At 71.0% G+C, this 19,109-nt stretch carries 15 protein-coding genes; 6 read left to right on the forward strand and 9 right to left on the reverse strand.

All coding sequences use genetic code 11. The annotated features are described in order from the left end of the window. Positions 1-8: 8 nt before the first annotated feature. The gene (locus AB0915_RS01885; RefSeq protein ID WP_366689206.1) at positions 9-1,616 is read right to left on the reverse strand and encodes a carboxyl transferase domain-containing protein; all 1,608 of its coding nucleotides are present in this window, start codon (positions 1,614-1,616) and stop codon (positions 9-11) included. A 109-nt stretch (positions 1,617-1,725) separates the two neighbouring features. Here AB0915_RS01885 and AB0915_RS01890 point away from each other — a divergent pair, with 109 nt between their 5' ends. Further along, positions 1,726-2,361 (forward strand): TetR/AcrR family transcriptional regulator, encoded by a 636-nt coding sequence (locus tag AB0915_RS01890; protein WP_366689207.1) that lies wholly within the window; start codon positions 1,726-1,728, stop codon positions 2,359-2,361. A gap of 127 nt (positions 2,362-2,488) precedes the next feature. On the opposite strand, the gene AB0915_RS01895 is transcribed toward AB0915_RS01890, so the two are convergent. Beyond that, positions 2,489-3,076 carry a Uma2 family endonuclease gene (locus tag AB0915_RS01895; protein ID WP_366689208.1) on the reverse strand — a complete coding sequence of 196 codons (588 nt, stop codon included), beginning with the start codon at positions 3,074-3,076 and terminating at the stop codon, positions 2,489-2,491. 52 nt (positions 3,077-3,128) lie between these two features. After that, positions 3,129-4,049 (reverse strand): helix-turn-helix domain-containing protein, encoded by a 921-nt coding sequence (locus tag AB0915_RS01900; RefSeq protein ID WP_366689209.1) that lies wholly within the window; start codon positions 4,047-4,049, stop codon positions 3,129-3,131. 511 nt (positions 4,050-4,560) lie between these two features. On the opposite strand from AB0915_RS01900, the gene AB0915_RS01905 reads away from it, so the two are divergent. Together AB0915_RS01905 and AB0915_RS01910 are read left to right on the forward strand one after the other, a co-directional pair. Beyond that, positions 4,561-4,758: a hypothetical protein gene (locus AB0915_RS01905; protein WP_366689210.1), complete on the forward strand. Its 198-nt coding sequence runs from the start codon at positions 4,561-4,563 to the stop codon at positions 4,756-4,758. A gap of 283 nt (positions 4,759-5,041) precedes the next feature. Then, the gene (locus AB0915_RS01910) at positions 5,042-5,851 is read left to right on the forward strand and encodes a phosphatase (protein WP_366689211.1); all 810 of its coding nucleotides are present in this window, start codon (positions 5,042-5,044) and stop codon (positions 5,849-5,851) included. On the opposite strand, the gene AB0915_RS01915 is transcribed toward AB0915_RS01910, so the two are convergent. The 6 genes from AB0915_RS01915 to AB0915_RS01940 all read right to left on the reverse strand — a co-directional run bounded on the left by AB0915_RS01915 (position 5,827) and on the right by AB0915_RS01940 (position 14,599). Next, positions 5,827-8,478 (reverse strand): SpoIIE family protein phosphatase, encoded by a 2,652-nt coding sequence (locus AB0915_RS01915; RefSeq protein ID WP_366689212.1) that lies wholly within the window; start codon positions 8,476-8,478, stop codon positions 5,827-5,829. The two genes, AB0915_RS01910 and AB0915_RS01915, sit on opposite strands and share 25 nt — an antisense overlap. Positions 8,479-8,737: 259 nt before the next feature. Next, positions 8,738-9,310: a hypothetical protein gene (locus AB0915_RS01920; protein ID WP_366689213.1), complete on the reverse strand. Its 573-nt coding sequence runs from the start codon at positions 9,308-9,310 to the stop codon at positions 8,738-8,740. A gap of 260 nt (positions 9,311-9,570) precedes the next feature. Further along, positions 9,571-10,578 (reverse strand): cation diffusion facilitator family transporter, encoded by a 1,008-nt coding sequence (locus AB0915_RS01925; protein WP_366689302.1) that lies wholly within the window; start codon positions 10,576-10,578, stop codon positions 9,571-9,573. Positions 10,579-10,777: 199 nt separating this feature from the next. Beyond that, the gene (gene tesB / locus AB0915_RS01930) at positions 10,778-11,653 is read right to left on the reverse strand and encodes an acyl-CoA thioesterase II (protein WP_366689214.1); all 876 of its coding nucleotides are present in this window, start codon (positions 11,651-11,653) and stop codon (positions 10,778-10,780) included. Between the two features lie 19 nt (positions 11,654-11,672). Continuing rightward, on the reverse strand, positions 11,673-12,830 hold the full coding sequence (locus AB0915_RS01935; protein ID WP_266985418.1) for an acyl-CoA dehydrogenase family protein: 1,158 nt from the start codon (positions 12,828-12,830) through the stop codon (positions 11,673-11,675). 284 nt (positions 12,831-13,114) lie between these two features. Next, positions 13,115-14,599: a PucR family transcriptional regulator gene (locus AB0915_RS01940; protein ID WP_366689215.1), complete on the reverse strand. Its 1,485-nt coding sequence runs from the start codon at positions 14,597-14,599 to the stop codon at positions 13,115-13,117. Positions 14,600-14,723: 124 nt separating this feature from the next. Between AB0915_RS01940 and AB0915_RS01945 the strand changes: the two genes are divergently transcribed. The 3 genes from AB0915_RS01945 (at position 14,724) to AB0915_RS01955 (ending at position 19,083) form a co-directional block, all read left to right on the forward strand. Continuing rightward, positions 14,724-16,193 (forward strand): sodium:solute symporter, encoded by a 1,470-nt coding sequence (locus AB0915_RS01945; RefSeq protein ID WP_366689216.1) that lies wholly within the window; start codon positions 14,724-14,726, stop codon positions 16,191-16,193. Between the two features lie 230 nt (positions 16,194-16,423). Continuing rightward, complete coding sequence (gene speB, locus AB0915_RS01950) at positions 16,424-17,401, forward strand: agmatinase (RefSeq protein ID WP_366689217.1); 978 nt, start codon at positions 16,424-16,426, stop codon at positions 17,399-17,401. Beyond that, complete coding sequence (locus AB0915_RS01955) at positions 17,398-19,083, forward strand: thiamine pyrophosphate-binding protein (RefSeq protein ID WP_366689218.1); 1,686 nt, start codon at positions 17,398-17,400, stop codon at positions 19,081-19,083. The genes speB and AB0915_RS01955 overlap by 4 nt, the downstream gene beginning before the upstream one ends. The last annotated feature ends 26 nt before the right edge of the window (positions 19,084-19,109 follow it).

Genomic DNA, 19,109 nt, shown 5'->3' on the forward strand with positions numbered 1-19,109 from the left:
CTGTTCCCTCACATCCGGAAGACGCCGAAGCCGGGCTCACCCAGCGGGGCGTTGGCACACGCGGTCAGAGCGAGCCCCAGCACCTGCCGGGTCTCCAGCGGGTCGATCACCCCGTCGTCCCAGAGCCGGGCGGTGGCGTAGTACGCGTTGCCCTGCGTCTCGTACTGCTCGCGGATCGGCGCCTTGAAGGTTTCCTCGTCGTCGGCGCTCCAGTCGTCGCCCAGCTGGTCGCGCTTGACCGTCGCGAGGACGGACGCGGCCTGCTCGCCGCCCATGACGGAGATCTTGGCGTTGGGCCACATCCACAGGAAGCGCGGCGAGTAGGCCCGCCCGCACATGGAGTAGTTCCCCGCCCCGTACGACCCGCCGACCACGACGGTCAGCTTCGGGACCCGGGTGCAGGCGACGGCCGTGACCATCTTGGCGCCGTGCTTGGCGATGCCGCCGGCCTCGTAGTCGCGCCCGACCATGAACCCGGAGATGTTCTGCAGGAAGACCAGCGGGATGCCGCGCTGGTCGCAGAGCTCGATGAAGTGCGCGCCCTTCTGGGCGGACTCGGAGAACAGGATGCCGTTGTTGGCGACGATGCCGACCGGGTGCCCGTGGATCCGCGCGAAGCCGGTGACCAGTGTCGTCCCGTACTCCGCCTTGAACTCGGCGAACCGCGACCCGTCGACGACCCGCGCGATGACCTCCCGTACGTCGTACGGCGTCCGCGAATCGACCGGTACGGCCCCGTACAGCCCGGCAGGATCGACCTTCGGCTCCTCCACGGCCTCCACGGACCAGGGCAGAGCCCCGCGCGCGGGCAGCGTCGCCACGATGTTCCGGACGATCCGCAGCGCGTGCGCGTCGTCCTCCGCGAGATGGTCGGTGACGCCCGACGTACGCGAGTGGACCTCGCCGCCGCCCAGCTCCTCCGCCGTGACGACCTCACCGGTCGCGGCCTTCACCAGCGGCGGACCGCCGAGGAAGATCGTCCCCTGGTTCCGGACGATCACGGCCTCGTCGCTCATCGCGGGGACGTACGCCCCACCGGCCGTACAGGACCCCAGCACGGCAGCGACCTGCGGAATCCCGGCCCCCGACATCCGCGCCTGGTTGTAGAAGATCCGCCCGAAGTGCTCCCGGTCGGGAAACACCTCGTCCTGCATCGGCAGAAACGCGCCACCGGAGTCCACGAGGTACAGACACGGCAGCCGGTTCTCCAGCGCCACCTCCTGCGCCCGCAGGTGCTTCTTCACCGTCATGGGGTAATACGTGCCGCCCTTGACCGTGGCGTCATTGGCGACGATCACGCACTCCCGGCCGCTGACCCGCCCGATCCCGGCGATCACTCCGGCCGCCGGAGCGGCGCCCCCGTACAGCCCCTCGGCCGCGAGCGGTGCCAGTTCCAGGAAGGGCGACCCCGGATCGAGCAGGGTGTCCACCCGCTCCCGGGGCAGCAGCTTCCCGCGCGCCACATGGCGGGCGCGGGCCTTCTCACCCCCGCCCAGCCTGGCCGCGGCCAGGCGCGCCCGCAGCTCGTCGCCGAGCGCGCGGTGCGCCTCCTCGTTGGCCAGCCAGCCCTGAGACGCGGGATCCGCCGCACTCGCCAGCACCGGTGCCTGCTGCATCCGTCGAGCCCCCTTGCCCGGTCGACCGGTCCGGCCGATCCGGTTAATGAGCGTTAACACGTTCCCTTCAGGTTAACGCTCGCTAACGCCACTGTCTAGAATCGAATCCATGACCACCAGGACGGACGCCCCCACGCGCCGCGAGCAGATCCTCAAGGAGGCTGCCCGCCTCTTCGCCGAGCGCGGCTTCCACGGTGTGGGCGTCGACGAGATAGGCGCAGCCGTCGGGATCAGCGGTCCCGGCCTCTACCGCCACTTCCCCGGCAAGGACGCCATGCTCGCCGAGCTGCTGGTCGGCATCAGTGAGCGCCTCCTGGCCGGCGGAAGGCTCCGCGTCACGGAGGACGCGGCCTCCGGCGACGGCTCCCCGGAAGCCCTCCTGGACGCGCTCATCGAGGGCCACATCGACTTCGCCCTGGACGACCGCCCCCTGATCACCCTGCACGACCGCGAGCTGGACCGCCTCCGGGACACCGACCGCAAGCGCGTGCGCCAGCTCCAGCGCCAGTACGTGGAGCTCTGGGTCGAGGTGGTCCGCGCCCTCTACCCGCTCCTCCCCGAGAGCGAGGCCCGCGCCACCGTCCACGCGGTCTTCGGCCTGCTCAACTCGACCCCCCACCTGGGCCGCCCCGGCGCCCTTCCGGGCCGCACGGCGACGGCGGCGCTGCTGCACCGGCTGGCGCTGGGGGCGTTCGCTGCGGCGGGCGGTTCGTCCTCAGTATCTGCAAGCCCGTCCGGCGATTGAGGACAAAAGCGTGCCTGCAGGCCGAGCAACCCGGTGAACGTGTGCCTCCACGGCACCAGCGGCGATCGGGAGCGGCCGCTCGACGCCGACCTGCGCAGATCGCGCCGACCGGGCAGGTCGCGGTGCGCTACGCGTACCGCGGCAGGTTATCGGTCGAGATGGTCCACTCGCCGATGGTGATGTCCTCCCCGTACAGGAAGTCCTTGCGGGTGGCGTAGCGCGGCCCGTTCGGCGTGGGATGGATGTCGGAGAGCACGGCCCCCGAGCCGGTACGCGGATCGAAGATCACGTAGAGGGGGATGCCCAGAAGCGGATAGTCCCGCATCTTGCTTACCCAGTCGTTGTCCGGGTTGGACCGTGAGACGACTTCGACGGCGGCGATGAGCGTGCGGGGCGCGAAGGAACCCTCGACCTCCATGTCCACCTCGGCGATCACCATCACGTCGGGGTGACGCATGATGCCCTCCGGCGCATCTTCCACGTCAGGAGTCCCCGTGTGGGCCACCAGCTCTTCCGGCATCACCTTCTCCAGGCGCTTCCGGACGCGCAGTGTCGTCAACTCATGGGGTCCGGCGGGCGCCATCATGTCGTGGACGATTCCTTCCTTGGTGATCTCGAATTTGCCAGGAAGGGTGTCGTCCATGGATGAGACGAAGTCCCGCATGACCTGGTACAGGCGGGCGTCTCGCCGTGCGTCGTCCGGGGCGATGGTCATCGTGCTCGCTCCTCGTCGTCTGTACCCGGGGTCAAGGGTCGTCACGTTCATGCTAGGCGGCCTCCTGCAGGTCGGATCGGCAGTCGTGGCACTCGCCGGGCTCCGGCGCCCGGAAGGCGCGGTCGCACCCGTCGCAGTTCTGCAGCGGGTTCGGGCGCCGTACGGCTTCCCGGGCCGGGGCGGCGGGGAGCGGGGGTGGCAGGAGGGTGGCGAGTCGGTGGGCGAGGAGGCCCGCTGGGCGTTTCAGAGGTTCGGGGAGGTCGGCGACGAGGGTGCGGCGTACGGCGTCGGGGTGGGCGTCGCGTTCGAGCCAGGCGGCGACGGCGGGGGTCAGTCGGCGGATGTCGTCCTCGGAGAGCAACAGCCGGGGATCATGACGGCGCAGGCCGGCGAGGAGATCGACGGCGCTGCGGTGGTGGGCGAGGTCATGGGTCTGCGGCTCGGGGAGCGGTGGGGTCGCGGGCGCTTCGGGTGAGGTGGTTCGCTGCTCGGGGACAGGCGCCGGAGCAAGCGGCGTGGGCGCTGCAGGCAGGGCAGGCGGGGAGGCCGGGGCAGGGGCCACCGGTTCGGCCCTGGGTGCGGGCCTCGGCACCGGACGGTCGACACCCGCTCCCGGCTGGTTGTACGACACGGTCCGCGTGACGACCCGACCGCCGGGCGTCCGTTCCCGCGTACGGGCCAGATATCCGTGGCTCTCCAGCTCGCGCAGGGCGGCGGCGATCCGGGTTTCGCTCTCCGGGAAGCGATCGGCGAGGAACTTGATGCCGATCTTGGCCCCGGCGGGCAGCGACTGGATGTGCACGGCCAGCCCGATCGCCACCAGCGACATCTCTCGGTGCTGGGCGAGATGGTTGCCGATGACGGTGTAGCGGTTGGGGTGGCGGGTGTTGATGTGAATGACACCGGAAGGGGTGGCGGGGCGGCGATCGCCTGCCGTGGCGCGCGAGGGCGCGGTAATCTGCTGGGTATCCATCGGGAAGCCCTAACTTCCTCGGTGGTCAGGCCCCCGATCGGGATTCGCAGTCCCGGCCGGGGGCCGACGCATGTCTGGGGTTGTTGCGGCGAGCATATGCCTGCCAACCGGACCGAAATCCAGCCCAGTTGGCAAACCTCACCCTTGCGGGTGACGGGAGGTGGGGTGGGGTGGGAAGGGTAATTACCCAGGGGATCAAAGGCATTTGATGGCGTGGCGCACCGCGTCGCGACCGGCCGGGTCCTGACCCACCGGGTCGTGGGCCACCGGGTCGCGACAGTCGCGATCCGGTGCGGCTCACTTCCGTCCACGGTCTTACGCGGAAGGGATGGGCGGATCGTAAAGACGCTCAGCAATGGCGATGGGGCGAATCAGGTCGTGATTCGCGAAATATCGAATCCAAGTGGGCTTCGCGTCGGCCCCGCCGGAGAAAGTCCGCTCCGGCCGCAGGACTGCGGCCCTATCATGAGCCGCAGCAGGGAGTGCCCGGCGTCAGCGGGGAGGTTTCGTCATGAGTGCAGCGGAAACCGAGCGTTCGATCCTTCCGCCGATCCGGCCCCGGCTGACGGTCGAGGAACTGCTGGCCGCGAAGAACACCCAGCCGATCCGCTCCCTCGACGATCTCAAGGCGGACACCTTCGAGTCCGACGAGGAGCTGGAGGAGTTCATCGCCTTCACCTACGCCGAGCGTCGGCGCGACGTCGCCTAATAGGCCGTTGACGGCAACGTCGGCGGACGATCGCTGTGGCGGGCGGACCGCCGGGGAAGAGCCAAGGGGACGGGGCCAGGGCTCCGACGGTCGCGTGGCCCTTGCGGTTCGCGACGACGGCGCAGGTGTCCCAGGTGATCATTGGGGCCCGCGTCCCACCTCCTCTTATGGGGTGGGCAGGCCGTGGGCGGTTCTGGTCCGGACCCGATGTCCGGTGCGTCCCGCCCCGTCCGCCGTGCAAGACACCCGGCACACTGCGCACACCTGACGGCACAATGGGTTCATGCCGATACCCAGCCGCGCCGCCCTCGTCGAGCACCTCGTCCGCACGCGTATCGCCGGAGACGTCGCCACCCCCCGCGACAACAACCTCACCCACTACCGCAGGCTCGCCAACGGCGACACGCACTACTGGCTGGGGCTGGAGCTCGGCAACCGGTGGGCCGATGAGCAGGATGTGCTCGCCGTGATGGCCGAGCGCTGCGGGGTCAGTGATGATCCGGAGCACCGGCACGGGCAGGACACCATCGACCCGGAGCTGACCGTCGACGCGCTGGAGCGGATGGCGGCCCGGCTGCGCAAGGCGGCGGCCGGGGCGGAGCGGGTGTTGTTCGCGACTGGCCATCCGGGTGGGCTGCTGGATGTGCACCGGCAGACCGCGGACGCGCTGCGCGGCGCCGGGTGCGAGATCGTACGGATTCCGTCCGGGCTGATGGCGGACGAGGGCATGGTCTTCCAGTTCGCCGACGTGGCCGTGCTGGAGCGCGGGGCCACGCTGTGGCACACGCATTCGCCCGCGCCGATGGCCGCGATCCTCGACGGCCTGGAGCGCGAGGGCCGACCGCAGCCCGATCTGGTGGTCGCCGACCACGGCTGGGCGGGCTGCGCGGGGCAGCGCGGCCTCGACGCGGTCGGCTTCGCCGACTGCAACGACCCGGCGCTCTTCATCGGCGAGGCCGAGGGGACCATTCAGGTGACGGTCCCGCTCGACGACCATGTCACCGACCCGCGTTTCTACGACCCGATGGTCGCGTATCTGCTGGACGCGGCGGGGCTTCTTCAGGGCAGTCAGCCCTCGACGTCCTCCCACTGAGCGAGCAGAAGGTCGCCGAGGTCCACACCCGGTTCCGCGGCACCGTCGCGGAGGGCTTGCTCGGCCCAGATGACCTTGCCGCGGGCGGTGTAGCGGGTGCCCCAGCGCCGGGCGAACTGCGCGACGAGGAACAGGCCGCGGCCGCCCTCGTCCGTGGTGGCGGCCCGGCGCAGATGGGGAGAGGTGCTGGACCCGTCGGAGACCTCGCAGACCAGGGTGCGGTCGTACAGCATGCGGACGGTGATGGGCTGGGTGCCGTACCGGACGGCGTTGGTGATCAGCTCGCTGAGGATCAGTTCGGTGGCGAAGGAGATCTCGTCCAGCCCCCAGTTGTTCAGCCGGAGGATGCACTCCGCTCGGACGGGGGCGACGGCCGCCGGGTCGGAGGGGACCGTCCATTCGGCGACCCGGTCGGGGGCCAGCCGGCGGGTACGGGCCACCAGCAGCGCGACGTCGTCGCTGGGCTGGGCGGGCAGCACGGCCTCCAGCACCGCAGCGCAGGTTTCCTCCGGGGTACGGTCCACGGCGGCGGCCAGAGCGGTGCGCAGCGCGCCCAGGCCGGTGTCGAGGTCGCGGCGGCGGTCCTCGACGAGCCCGTCGGTGAAGAGCACCAGAAGCGAACCCTCAGGCAGCTCCAGCCGGGCCGTCTCGAAGGGCAGGTTGCCGCCCAGGCCCAGCGGCGGGGAGACCGGCACGTCCGGGTAGTCCACGGTGCCGTCGGGGTGGACCAGGGCGGGCCCCGGGTGGCCGGACCGGGCCAGGGTGCACACCCCGGTGACCGGGTCGTAGACGGCGTACACGCAGGTGGCACCGGTCACCGCCGGGTTCTCGTCGTCCTCGGTGGCCTCTTCGGTGTCGATCTGGGTGACCAGCTCGTCCAGGTAGCTCAGGAGTTCATCGGGAGGCAGATCGAGGGCCGAGAAGTTACGGACGGCGGTGCGCAGACGGCCCATGGTGGCGGCGGCGTGCAGGCCGTGGCCGACGACGTCGCCGACCACCAAGGCCACCCGGGTGCCGGGCAGCGGGATGACGTCGAACCAGTCGCCGCCCACCCCGGCCCGGGCGGGCAGATAGCGGTGGGCGACCTCCAGCGCGGACTGCTCGGGCAGGGCGCGGGGCAGCAGGCTGCGCTGCAGGGTGACGGCCACGGTGTGCTCAAGGGTGTAGCGGCGGGCGTTGTCGATGCACACCGCAGCCCGGGCGGCCAGCTCCTCGGCGAAGAACAGGTCCTCCTCATCGAAGGGGTCTTTCTCGGAGCGCCAGAAGTCGGCCGTTCCCAGCACCACTCCCCTCGCCCGCAGCGGCACCGAGATCAGAGAGCGAATGCCGTGCTCCAGGATGCGCCGAGCGCGTTCGGGGTCCTGGGCCCGCCAGCCGTCGGCGGTGCTCAGGTCCGCCTCGAGGACGGCACGGTCGAGGGTCATCCCGGCCGCGACCGGGTGGGTGGCGACGAACGGGATCAGCGCGCCGACGGGGTAGAAAAGAGAGTCGGACTCCAGGCCCACGACGGCGACACGGCGCATCTCGCTGCCCGCTCCCTGCGGCTCCTCGCCCTGCAGCACCGGGTCCAGCAGCTCGACCGTGACGACGTCGGCGAACCGGGGGACCGCCACCTCGGCCAGCTCCTCCGCGGTGCGCCGCACGTCCAGCGTGGTGCCGATCCGCACCCCGGCGTCGTACAGCAGCCCCAGCCGCTCCCGCGCGACCTCCGCCCGGCCCGCCAGCGCCCGCAGCTCGGTGGTGTCCCGCAGCGTCGCCACGCTCCCGCTGTAGGGGGCGGTGGGCCGCTGGTTGACGGCCAGCAGCCGGTCCCCGGCGAAGAGCACCTCGTCGGTCGCGGCCCGTCCGGAGGCCAGCAGTTCAGCCGTGCCCGGCTCCAGACCCAGCTCCGTCACCCGGTGCTGCTCGGCGTCCGGCGGCAGATCCAGCAGCCGCCGCGCCTCGTCGTTGGACAGCAGCAGCCGCCCGTCGTCCCCGACGATGAGCACTCCTTCGCGCACCGCGTGCAGCACCGCGTCGTGATGCTCGTACATCCGGGTCATCTCCGCCGGGTCCAGGCCGCGGGTCTGGCGCCGCAGTCGCCGGCTCACCAGCGCCGTGCTGCCCGCGGACAGCACCAGTGCGGTGGCCGCGCCCCCCAGGAGGAGCGGCAACTGGCCGGCCGCCAGGGCCTCCCCGCGCTTGACCGTGACCCCGGCGGTGACGAGGCCGACGACCGACCCCTTGCTGTCGGTCACAGGGGCTATGGCTTCCACGGTGGGGCCGAAGGTGCCGTGGATGGTCTCCGTGACGACCTTGCCCTTCAGAGCGGGCCGGAAGTCGGCGATCAGCGGTTTGCCGATGCGCTTCCGCAGCGGGTGGGTGTAGACGATGCCCTTCGTGTTCGCCACGATGATGAAGTCGACGCCTGTCAGCTTCCGGGTCCGTTCGGCCAGCGGCTGGAGCGCAGCGGTCGGGTGGGGGGAATGGAGGCCCGCCACGACCTGGGGAGACGTCGAGAGGGTCTGGGCGATGGCGGCCGTCCGGTCGCCAGCCGCTCTCACCGCAGTGCTGCGGGCGTCGAACAGGAGTGCCACCGTCACGATGACGATGAGGAGCAGGGCGAACACGGCCTGTACGGCGAACATCTGCGCGGCGATGCTCCGCCCGCTCAGGATCCGACGGAGGCGCTCTCCCAGAGGGCCGCGCGGGAGGTGCGCTGGTCGACCGTTGAGCCCGGTCATTCTCTCTTTCTAGCACCTCCCTTCGCGGGCGGCTCGTCACCGCCGACGGTGCTTGGCCCCGCGGACATCCCAGAGGCGGACGGGGCATCACAACCGTCCGGTACCCGGTGATCTCCCTGCAGAAGCGGCTGCCGGCAGGGGTGAGCCGCTGAGATGGGTTCGGTCAGCGGTTCGTGTTGAGGAAGCCGATCGCGACCGCACCCCACCAGCAGACCTGGGACAGGAGCGCCGTGGCGCCTCCCCAGGCCATCATTCCGCGGCCGATCGGCTCGGTGGCCTCGGCGAGGCGGCGACCGAGGAGGCCCGCCTGGAGGCCGTTGAGGGTGAGCAGGCCGGCCAGCGCGATCTTCGTCTGGGTCAGCACGGAGTGCAGGTCGGGCTGGAGCATGAGCCCGCTGGTGACCAGCCCGCCGAGACCGGCCCAGATCGGCACGTGGAGCCGGGACGTGGCGGCTATGACCTCACCGAGCGGGCAGCGGCCGGTGGCCCACAGCAGGCCGTAGTAGTCGGCGGAGAGCACCGCGCCGAAGCCGAGCACCAGCGAGGCGAGGTGGACGAAGAGCACGGCGGTGTGCAGCGTCTGGTCGGTGTGCACATGGAGGGAGCACCACAGCCCCGCCGTCAGCACGATCATCGCCATCAGGCCGGCTGCCGCCACGGTCCACCACGAGTCGTACAGGCGGAGAGGACGGGACGGCGTTCTGGCGGGCACCGAGGCGGCGGCAGGGGACAGCATGTGAGGGGCTCCGAGGAGAGTGCGGACGTGAGCCTGCACAAGACCCACACAAAAGCTAGGTAAGGCTTACCTAATTTCCGCTGTGGCTCCGCAGCCAGGACGCCGTTCCGGCTGTTCGCGACCACGCCGGGGACATGGCCATCGGGTGGTGGGACGGGGTTTCCGGGCTTTCTGGACCCCGCCGGCCGCAGCCGCGTTCTTGCCTGGCCTTGAGCAGCTTCACCGCCGGGCCCTCCAGTGCCGTGCGGGCCGCCGCCGTATCAGGCCCCTGTACCGGTATCCGGCCCCGCCCCCGGCCGGCCGGCCCGTCGCCGCTGCCCCAGCCCCAGCCCGGGCGTCGGGTCCAGATACACCCGGCGGATCGACGGATACCGCTCCCGCAACTGCTCCTCCGCCTCCTCGCACGCCCACTCGATCTGTTCCGCGGTCGACGCGTCCCGGAAGTCGATCTTCGCGGCGACGAGGACCTCCGTCGGTCCCTGGATCAGGGTGGTCAGCTCCAGGACCTCGATGACGTGCGGTACGGAGAGGATTTCCTCGCGAACCCCGTCCCGCATCTCCTTCGGCAGCGGCCGGCCGATCAGCAGCTGGGCGTTGGAGCGGCCCAGCACCCAGGCCACGTACACCAGCAGGGCGCCGATCAGGATCGACGCGATGCCGTCCCAGACGCCCGAGCCGGAGAGCGTGCCGCCGAGGAGCCCGCCAGCGGCGAGGAGCAGGCCGACCAGGGCCGCCGAGTCCTCCATCACGACCGCCTTGACCGCGGTGTCGGGGGTGTGGCGCAAGTAGTGGGTGGTGGGTGCGCCCAGACGGGCGGCCTCACCGCGGATCTGGCGCAGGCCCGTGCGCAGGGAGTAGCCCTCCAGAACGAACGCGACGGCCAGCACGATGTACGAGATCAGCGGGTCGCCGAGTTCCTCGCCCCGGACGAGCGTGTGGACGCCGTCGTAGATGGCGAACACCGCGCCGCCGACGAACGTGGCGACCGAGGCGAGCAGCGCCCAGATGTAGCGCTCGGGGCCGTAGCCCAGCGGGTGTTCCTCGTCGGCGGGCCTCTCACTGCGCTTGAGCGCGGTGAGCAGCAGGACCTCGGTGACGGTGTCGGCGACCGAGTGCGCCGCCTCGGAGAGCATCGCGCTCGATCCGCTGATCAGCCCCGCGATCACCTTCGCCACGGCGATACCGAGGTTGGCGATCGCCGCGACGACGACCGTGAACGCGGACTCCCCACCGGTCGCGCTGCCGCTGGTGCTGTTCTCGGCGCTCATGGTGGGGAGTATCCATGAATGGGCGGGCCGTGGCCTGCTCAGACCGCCCGGCACTTGGGGGGCGGCGTCGCGGGTCTGGGTGCGCACATCTGCGGCGTTGTCGTCAATCACCATGGCTCCGCCATGGCTCAATCCTCCGCCTTGCAGCTGCACGTACCCAGACCCGCTCCTTGTCCCACCCCTCAAGTCCCGGGCGGTCTCAGTCCCGCGGGACCCGGACCACGCCCTCCTGGATGACGGTGACCGCCAGCCGGCCGTCCTGCGTGTAGATACGGGCCTGGCCGAGCCCGCGCCCGCCGGACGCGGACGGCGAGGCCTGGTCGTACAGCAGCCATTCGTCGGCCCGGAACGGCCGGTGGAACCACATCGCGTGGTCCAGGCTCGCGCCGACCACGTCGCCGACCATCCAGCCGCCGCGCCCGTGCGCGAGCAGCACCGAGTCGAGCAGCGTCATGTCGGAGACGTACGTGGCCATGCAGACGTGCAGCAGCGGGTCGTCCGCGAGCTTGCCGTTGGTGCGGAACCACACCTGGGAGCGGGGCTCCTGCGGTGTGCCGACGTTGGCGAACGGCGGGGCGCCGACATAGCGCAGGTCCACCGCGTCCCGTGCCTCCAGCAGCCGGTCCATGACACCCGGGTCGGTGAACGTGTCGGCGTACCGCGGCAGCATCTGCGCCGCCGTGGGCAGTGTCTCCGGGTCGGGAGCGGGCGGCATGTCCTCCTGGTGCTCCAGGCCGTCCTCGTACGTCTGGAAGGACGCCGAGAGATGGAAGATCGGCTGCCCGTGCTGGACGGCCACCACCCGGCGGGTGGTGAAGGAGCGGCCGTCGCGGATCCGGTCGACGCTGTAGACGATCGGTGCGCCCGGGTCGCCCATCCGCAGGAAGTAGGAGTGCAACGAATGGGCCGTGCGGTCCGCGGGGACGGTGCGGCCCGCGGCAACGAGTGCCTGGGCCGCGACCTGGCCGCCGAAGACCCGGGGCACGATCGCGGAACGGCTCGTGCCCCGGAAGATGTCCTGCTCGATCTGCTCCAGGTCGAGCAGATCGAGCAGGGATTCAAGTGCGGTGCTCATGGAGGAGAACGTAACCGCCCTACAGGCCCATGGACTTGGCGATGATCGACTTCATGACCTCGCTGGTGCCGCCGTAGATGCGGTTGACACGGTTGTCCGCGTACAGGCGGGCGATCGGGTACTCGTTCATGAACCCGTAGCCACCGTGCAGCTGGAGGCAGCGGTCGATCACGCGGTGCGCGACCTCGGTGCAGAACAGCTTCGCGGACGCGGCCTCGGCGGCGGTCAGCTCTCCGGCGTCGAGGGCCTCCAGCGCGCGGTCGGCGACGGCCTGGGCCGCGTCCACCTCGGCCTGGCAGGCGGCCAGCTCGAACTTGGTGTTCTGGAACGAGGCGACGGTCTTGCCGAAGACCGTGCGGTCCTGCACGTAGCTCTTGGCGAACCGGACGGCGGCAGCCGCCTGCGCATACGCGCCGAAGGCTATGCCCCAGCGCTCGGACGCCAGGTTGGTGCCGAGGTAGCCGAAGCCCTTGTTCTCCTCGCCGAGCAGGTCCTCGACGGGGACCTTGACGTCGACGAAGGCCAGCTCGGCGGTGTCGGAGACCTTCAGGCCGAGCTTGTCGAGCTTGCGGCCGACGGAGTAGCCCGCCGACTTGGTGTCCACGGCGAACAGGGAGATGCCGAAGCGGCGGTCGTCCTCGCGGGGAGCGGACGTACGGGCGCACACGATCACGCGGTCGGCATGCACGCCACCGGTGATGAAGGTCTTGGCGCCATTGAGGACGTAGTGCGTGCCGTCCTCGGAGAGCTTGGCGGTGGTCTTCATGCCCGCGACGTCGGAGCCGGTGCCCGGCTCGGTCATCGCGAGGGCCCACATCTCCTCGCCGGTGGTGAACTTCGGCAGCCAGCGCTTCTTCTGCTCGTCGGTGGCGAGCATCTTGATGTACGGCAGGCCGAGCAGGGTGTGCACACCCGAGCCGCCGAAGGAGACACCGGCGCGGGCGGTCTCCTCGTAGATGACGGCCTCGTACTTGTGCGAGTCGATGCCGGCGCCGCCGTACTCCTCGTCCACCTCGATGCCGAAGACGCCCAGCTCGCCGAGCTTGTGGTAGAACTCGCGCGGCGCCTGGCCGGCGGCGAACCACTCGTCGTAGACGGGGACGACCTCGGCCGCGATGAAGGCGCGGATGGTCTCCCGGAACGCCTCGTGGTCCTCGTTGAATACCGTACGGCGCACGGGGTGCCTCCTCTGTCGGCTTCGATCAGCTTCGGGCGAGCATTGGCCAGCGGCATGGCTAAGCGCTTGCTCAGTTCTGGTCAAAAGTTACCCGGCAGTCACCAGGGCTGTCCAGGGTGATGCTCAGCACGCTCGGGGCGGTCGGGGGCGGCGCGCCCCGGGTCAGAGTGCTCGCAGCGGCCCTGGTGTCGGGCGGATGACTTTTCGCTGCAACGGCTTGGCCAGGCCGGTTGGCCCGCCGCCTGATGCCGTAGCAGACGTTTGCAGTCACTGATGAATGCCGCTCACCGCTGCCGCAGCGCGAACCACAGCTCCGTCCGTACGTCCATGTCGTCCAGGTCCGCGTCCAGCAGCGTCGCGCAGCGGGCGATGCGCTGGCGGACCGTGTTGCGGTGGACCTGGAGGGCTGTCGCCGTGCGGTCCCAGCTGCCGTGCAGGCTCAGCCAGCAGCGCAGCGTCTCGGCCAGTGGCTCGGTGAGCGGGGCGAGGAGGGCGCGGGCGTGGGCCTCGGCCTGGTCCGGAGGGATCAGCGCGGCCAGACCGCCTCCGGTGCCGTTGTCGTGGTGGGCCAGCGGGGTGCGGGTGGCCACGGCCCGGCCCAGGGCGCGGGCCGCCTGGCCGTCGGCGAGGTCCAGCGTGGTGATGGAGACGGGGGCGGAGGTGCCGAGTGTCCAGCCGGGCTGCGGGGTGACCCGCTCGCCACCCGGGACCAGGACCTTGACCGCGGCGCCGCCCCGGCCCGCATCGACCAGCGCGGACCCCAGCGCGGCACCCAGTGCCCCGGCGGTGAGCGGGTCGACGGGGCCGCCGCCGCTGCGCCGGGCATGCACCACCGTCCAGAGTGCGGCGCCGCCGAGCAGCGGGGCTACGGCCACCGGGTCCGCGCCCAGCAGCAGCCGCACCAGCGCCGCGGACCGGCCCGCGGCGTCGGCGCCCTGGTGCGGGGCGGCCAGCAGGGAGAGAAGGACGACCGCGATCCCGGTGACCGTGTGGTCGCCCGCCTCGCGCCGCCCCGTCGACAGTGCCAGGACGAGCCCCTGCCCGCCGCCGAGCGCGTACGCGAAGAGATGCGTGTCGCCGACGGCGTCGGTCGCGGATGTGGGGGCGGGGGAGGCGGGAAGTGCGGCGGGGGAGACCACGCGGGTCAGCCGGGTCAGCGCCGCCCGCACCTCGGGGGGCGGGCGGCGGCCCGCCGCGTGCAGCTCCTCGCCGGCCGCGGAGAGCAGGACCGCCCACCCTGACAACTGGGCGGCGAGCTGTTGCAGCACCGCGGGGACCGGATCCGGCCGGGCCGCCGCCGTGGCCAGGGCCTGCTGGGCGCGCGTCACCCGGCGCAGCTCCCGGTGCCGGGCCTCGGCCATCAGGCGCCACACCGCTCGGGCGATCGCGGTGAACGGGGTCTCGGGCGGCACCTCCACCAGAGGCAGCCCGTGTCGGTCGCACGCCTCGATCAGCGCCTGTGGCACGGAGTCGTGCACCGGTGTGACCCCGAAACCGAGCGCCGCCGCCCCCGCCTCCACCAGCCGGGCGACATAGGTGTCCGGGTCCTTGAGCAGGACCCCGGCGCTCAGCAGCAGCTCACCGCCGAGCAGATACGGGTACGGGTCGGCCATCTCCGAGGTGTGCACCCACCACAGATCCGCGTGGTCGGGTCCCGCGATCCGGCGCAGCCGGAGCTCCTCGCGGGCGAGCAGCTCGGCGAGCGGGACGGGCGGGGTGGGGGGAGCGGACCCGGTGGGGGCTGTGGGTCCGGTGGGAGTGTCCGGCATGGATGGTCCATCCATTGGCTACGACGAGAATGGATGAAACGTACACTTCAGCGCTGCTTGCGGGCCACCTACCGTCTTCACACAACACATACCCGCAACATTTCACGGAGACGGAGGTAAGCCCATGGCTGTCGACTACGCAGTGATCATCGTCTATCTGGCCGGCATGCTCGCGATGGGCTGGTGGGGCATGCGCCGCGCCAAGTCCAAGAGCGAATTCCTGGTGGCGGGCCGCCGCCTCGGCCCCTGGATGTACTCCGGGACCATGGCCGCGATCGTCCTCGGTGGTGCCTCCACCATCGGCGGCGTCGGCCTCGGCTACCAGTACGGACTCTCCGGCGCCTGGATGGTCTTCACCATCGGCCTCGGGCTGCTCGCCCTGTCCATCTTTTTCTCGGCGCGCATCGCCCGGCTGAAGGTCTACACCGTCTCCGAGATGCTCGACCTGCGCTACGGCGGCCGGGCCGGACTCATCTCCGGTGTCGTCATGTGGGCGTACACGCTGATGCTCGCGGTCACCTCGACCATCGCGTACGCCACCATCTTCGACGTCCTCTTCGACCTGAACCGCACCGTCGCGATCATCCTCGGCGGCGCCATCGTCGTCGCGTACTCGACGCTCGGCGGCATGTGGTCGATCACGCTCACGGACATGGTGCAGTTCGTCGTCAAGACGATCGGCGTCCTGCTGCTGCTCCTGCCGATCGCCGTCATCAAGGCCGGCGGCTTCAGTGAGATGAAGGCGAAGCTGCCCACCGAGTACTTCGACCCGCTCGGCATCGGTGGCGAGACGATCTTCACCTACGTGCTGATCTACACCTTCGGCATGCTGATCGGCCAGGACATCTGGCAGCGCGTGTTCACCGCGCGCACCGACCGCACCGCACGCTGGGGTGGCACCGTCGCCGGTACGTACTGCCTGGTGTACGCGATCGCCGGAGCCGTCATCGGCACCGCCGCCAAGGTCATGTACCCGAAGCTGCCCAGCGCGGACGCGGCCTTCGCGACCATCGTCAAGGACGAACTGCCGGTGGGTGTACGCGGACTGGTGCTGGCCGCCGCACTCGCCGCGGTGATGTCGACGTCGTCCGGTGCGCTGATCGCCTGCGCCACCGTCGCCAACAACGACATCTGGTCGAGGCTGCGGGGCGCGGTGACCCGGAGCGGCGGCGAGGAGCACGACGAGGTGAAGGGCAACCGAGTCTTCATCCTCATCATGGGTGTGGCCGTCATCGCCATCGCCATCGCCCTCAACAACGTCGTCGAGGCCCTGACCGTCGCGTACAACCTGCTCGTCGGCGGGCTGCTCGTGCCGATCCTCGGTGGTCTGCTGTGGCGTCGCGGCACGGCCGCCGGCGCGCTGGCCGCGGTGTCCGTCGGTGGCCTCGCGGTGATCGGTCTGATGGCGTCGTACGGAATCCTCGCCAACGAGCCGGTCTACTACGGGCTGCTGTCCTCGCTCGCGGCGTATGTGATCGTGTCCCTGGCCACGAAGCCGACGGACGCGGCCGTGCTCACCGCTTGGCGCGAGCGCCTGGCGGGCAGGGGTGCCGACTCCGACGAGACGCCGGCTGCGGACCCGGTGACCGTCTGACCACGTGTCCTCAATCGCCGGACGGGCTTGATTATGCCCCCGCCGTCCTCAATCGCCGGGCAGGATATCCAAGCCCGTCGAGGGGGTCCCCCCCCATGCCCTTAAGGCTATGGGGGAGATTGAGGACGGAACCGTTGCGGGAGGCACCCCGCGTGCCACCACACCCCGCGCACTCGAATATCGTACGAACGCCCACAAAGCGTGCATCACTCCTCAGGAAGGCACTTCACATGAGCAGCAACGAAACGCCGCGCGGCCCCGTCGACTCCTCCCGCGTCCCGCGGTACGCCGGTCCCGCGACGTTCGCGCGGCTCCCCCGGCTCGACGAGGTCGGCACCGCCGATGTCGCCGTCGTCGGCGTGCCTTTCGACACGGGTGTCTCCTACCGCCCCGGCGCCCGCTTCGGCGGCAACGCGATCCGTGAGGCGTCGCGCCTGCTGCGCCCGTACAACCCGGCGCAGGACGCCTCGCCGTTCGCCCTCGCGCAGGTCGCCGACGCCGGTGACATCGCCGCCAACCCGTTCAACATCAACGAGGCCGTCGAGACGATCGAGGCCGCGGCCGACGACCTCCTCTCCACCGGCGCCCGCATGATGACGCTCGGCGGCGACCACACCATCGCGCTCCCGCTGCTGCGGTCCGTCGCGAAGAAGCACGGCCCGGTCGCCCTGCTCCACTTCGACGCCCACCTCGACACGTGGGACACCTACTTCGGCGCCGAGTACACCCACGGCACCCCGTTCCGCCGGGCCGTCGAGGAGGGCATCCTCGACACGTCCGCGCTCTCCCACGTCGGTACCCGCGGCCCGCTGTACGGCAAGCAGGACCTCGACGACGACGCCAAGATGGGCTTCGGCATCGTCACCTCCGCCGACGTCATGCGCCGCGGCGTCGACGAGGTCGCCGACCAGCTGCGCCAGCGCATCGGCGACCGCCCGCTGTACATCTCCATCGACATCGACGTCCTGGACCCGGCGCACGCGCCCGGCACCGGCACCCCCGAGGCGGGCGGCCTCACCTCCCGCGAGCTCCTCGAGATCGTCCGCGGCCTGTCCTCCTGCAACCTGGTCTCCGCCGACCTGGTCGAGGTCGCCCCCGCGTACGACCACGCGGAGATCACCTCCGTTGCCGCCTCCCACACCGCGTACGAGCTGACGACGATCATGTCCCGTCAGATCGCGGCGGCCAAGGGGACTCAGGGCAAGTGACCCACGACCACCACGACGAGCGCCCGCAGCTCACCCCCGAGCAGATCGCGGCCGCACTGAACCCTCCCGCCGGACGCAACGGCGGTGACCTCGTCGTCGAGACCCTCCAGGGCCTCGGCGCGACCACCGTCTTCGGGCTGCCCGGCCAGCACGCGCTGGGCATGTTCGACGCGCTGCGCCGCTCCTCCCTCTCGTACGTCGGGCTGCGCGTCGAGAACAACGCGGGCTTCGCCGCCGACGCGTACGGCCGGATCACCGGCGAAGTGGCGCCGCTGCTGCTCTCCACCGGGCCGGGCGCGCTCACCTCGCTCGCCGCGCTCCAGGAGGCGGCGGCCGCGTCCGCCCCCGTGCTGGCCATCTCCAGCCAGATCCCGACCGCGGGTCTGGGCGGCGGCCGCCACGGCTACCTGCACGAACTCCGGGACCAGAAGGCGTCGTTCCGCGACATCGTGAAGTCGGTCCACACGGTCCGTACGGCGTCGCAGATCCCGTCCGCGATCGCCGCCGCGTGGGAGTCCGCGCTGACGGCCCCGCACGGCCCGGTCTGGATCGAGATCCCGCAGGACGTACTCCTGGCCGAGACCGCCCTGCCCGCCGTCACGGCGATGGACGCCACCCCGCGCCCCCTGCACCCGCGTCCCGAACTGACCGCCGTGGCAGCGCACCTGCTGTCGAACGCCGAGCGTCCGGCGATCATCGCGGGGGGCGGAGTCGTACGCTCCGACGCGTGCGGCAAGCTGCTCGCCCTCGCGGAGAAGATCGACGCCCCGGTCGTCACCACGTTCGGCGGCAAGGGCGCGTTCCCCTGGGAGCACCCCCTCTCGCTCCAGTCCTGGCTGGAGGACCGCCACACGACGGACTTCCTCGAAGCGGCGGACGTCCTGCTGGTCGTCGGCTCCGGACTGGGTGAACTCTCCTCGAACTACCACACGTTCAGCCCGCGCGGCCGGGTCATCCAGATCGAGGCGGACGCCGGGAAGCTGGAGTCCAACCACCCCGCACTCGGCATCCACGCCGACGCCCGCGAGGCCCTCGCCGACCTCCTCGAAGCGGTCGACCGCCGCGAGGACGAGTCGGCGGCGGACCGCGTGCGAACGGTCCTCGACGCGGTACGGACCCGCATCGCAGGCCAGGACCTCACGCTGGAGCAGCAGCTCATCGCCTCGGTCCGCGAGGCGCTGCCCGACACGTCCCCCAGCTTCTGGGACATGACGATCCTCGCCTACTGGGCCTGGTCCGCCTTCGACGCCCGCCACCCGAACACGATGCACTCGGCGCAGGGCGCGGGCGGCCTCGGCTACGGCTTCCCGGCAGCGCTCGGCGCGGCGGCGGCCGACCGCACGAAGCCGGTCCTGGCGGTCTCCGGCGACGGCGGCGCGATGTACTCCATCGCGGAACTGGCCACGGCCCGTCAGTACGACCTGCCGGTCACCTGGCTGATCGTCGACGACGGCGGCTACGGCATCCTGCGCGAGTACATGTCGGGTGCGTTCGGCGAGGCCACGGCGACGGAACTGTCCCGCCCGGACTTCGTCGCCCTCGCCGAGTCGTTCGGCGTACCCGCGGTCCGTACGACCCCGGAGACGCTCGCCGACGACCTGGCGAAGTCCTTTGCGCAGCCCGGTCCTTCGGTGGTCGTGCTTCCGGCACTGCTGAGGATGTTCGAGCCGACGCATCTGTAGGCCACGGGTGCGCGCACCCGTGGCCG

Source organism: Streptomyces sp. NPDC048411, assembly GCF_040704695.1.
Taxonomy (GTDB): domain Bacteria; phylum Actinomycetota; class Actinomycetes; order Streptomycetales; family Streptomycetaceae; genus Streptomyces.

What these genes read in the sequence shown, in the direction of transcription:
- AB0915_RS01885 (WP_366689206.1), bottom strand. Translation starts at nt 1,616, where the DNA reads ATGCAGCAGGCACCGGTGCTGGCGAGTGCGGCGGATCCCGCGTCTCAG.
- AB0915_RS01890 (WP_366689207.1), top strand. Translation starts at nt 1,726, where the DNA reads ATGACCACCAGGACGGACGCCCCCACGCGCCGCGAGCAGATCCTCAAG.
- AB0915_RS01895 (WP_366689208.1), bottom strand. Translation starts at nt 3,076, where the DNA reads ATGACCATCGCCCCGGACGACGCACGGCGAGACGCCCGCCTGTACCAG.
- AB0915_RS01900 (WP_366689209.1), bottom strand. Translation starts at nt 4,049, where the DNA reads ATGGATACCCAGCAGATTACCGCGCCCTCGCGCGCCACGGCAGGCGAT.
- AB0915_RS01905 (WP_366689210.1), top strand. Translation starts at nt 4,561, where the DNA reads ATGAGTGCAGCGGAAACCGAGCGTTCGATCCTTCCGCCGATCCGGCCC.
- AB0915_RS01910 (WP_366689211.1), top strand. Translation starts at nt 5,042, where the DNA reads ATGCCGATACCCAGCCGCGCCGCCCTCGTCGAGCACCTCGTCCGCACG.
- AB0915_RS01915 (WP_366689212.1), bottom strand. Translation starts at nt 8,478, where the DNA reads ATGTTCGCCGTACAGGCCGTGTTCGCCCTGCTCCTCATCGTCATCGTG.
- AB0915_RS01920 (WP_366689213.1), bottom strand. Translation starts at nt 9,310, where the DNA reads ATGCTGTCCCCTGCCGCCGCCTCGGTGCCCGCCAGAACGCCGTCCCGT.
- AB0915_RS01925 (WP_366689302.1), bottom strand. Translation starts at nt 10,578, where the DNA reads ATGAGCGCCGAGAACAGCACCAGCGGCAGCGCGACCGGTGGGGAGTCC.
- tesB (WP_366689214.1), bottom strand. Translation starts at nt 11,653, where the DNA reads ATGAGCACCGCACTTGAATCCCTGCTCGATCTGCTCGACCTGGAGCAG.
- AB0915_RS01940 (WP_366689215.1), bottom strand. Translation starts at nt 14,599, where the DNA reads ATGCCGGACACTCCCACCGGACCCACAGCCCCCACCGGGTCCGCTCCC.
- AB0915_RS01945 (WP_366689216.1), top strand. Translation starts at nt 14,724, where the DNA reads ATGGCTGTCGACTACGCAGTGATCATCGTCTATCTGGCCGGCATGCTC.
- speB (WP_366689217.1), top strand. Translation starts at nt 16,424, where the DNA reads ATGAGCAGCAACGAAACGCCGCGCGGCCCCGTCGACTCCTCCCGCGTC.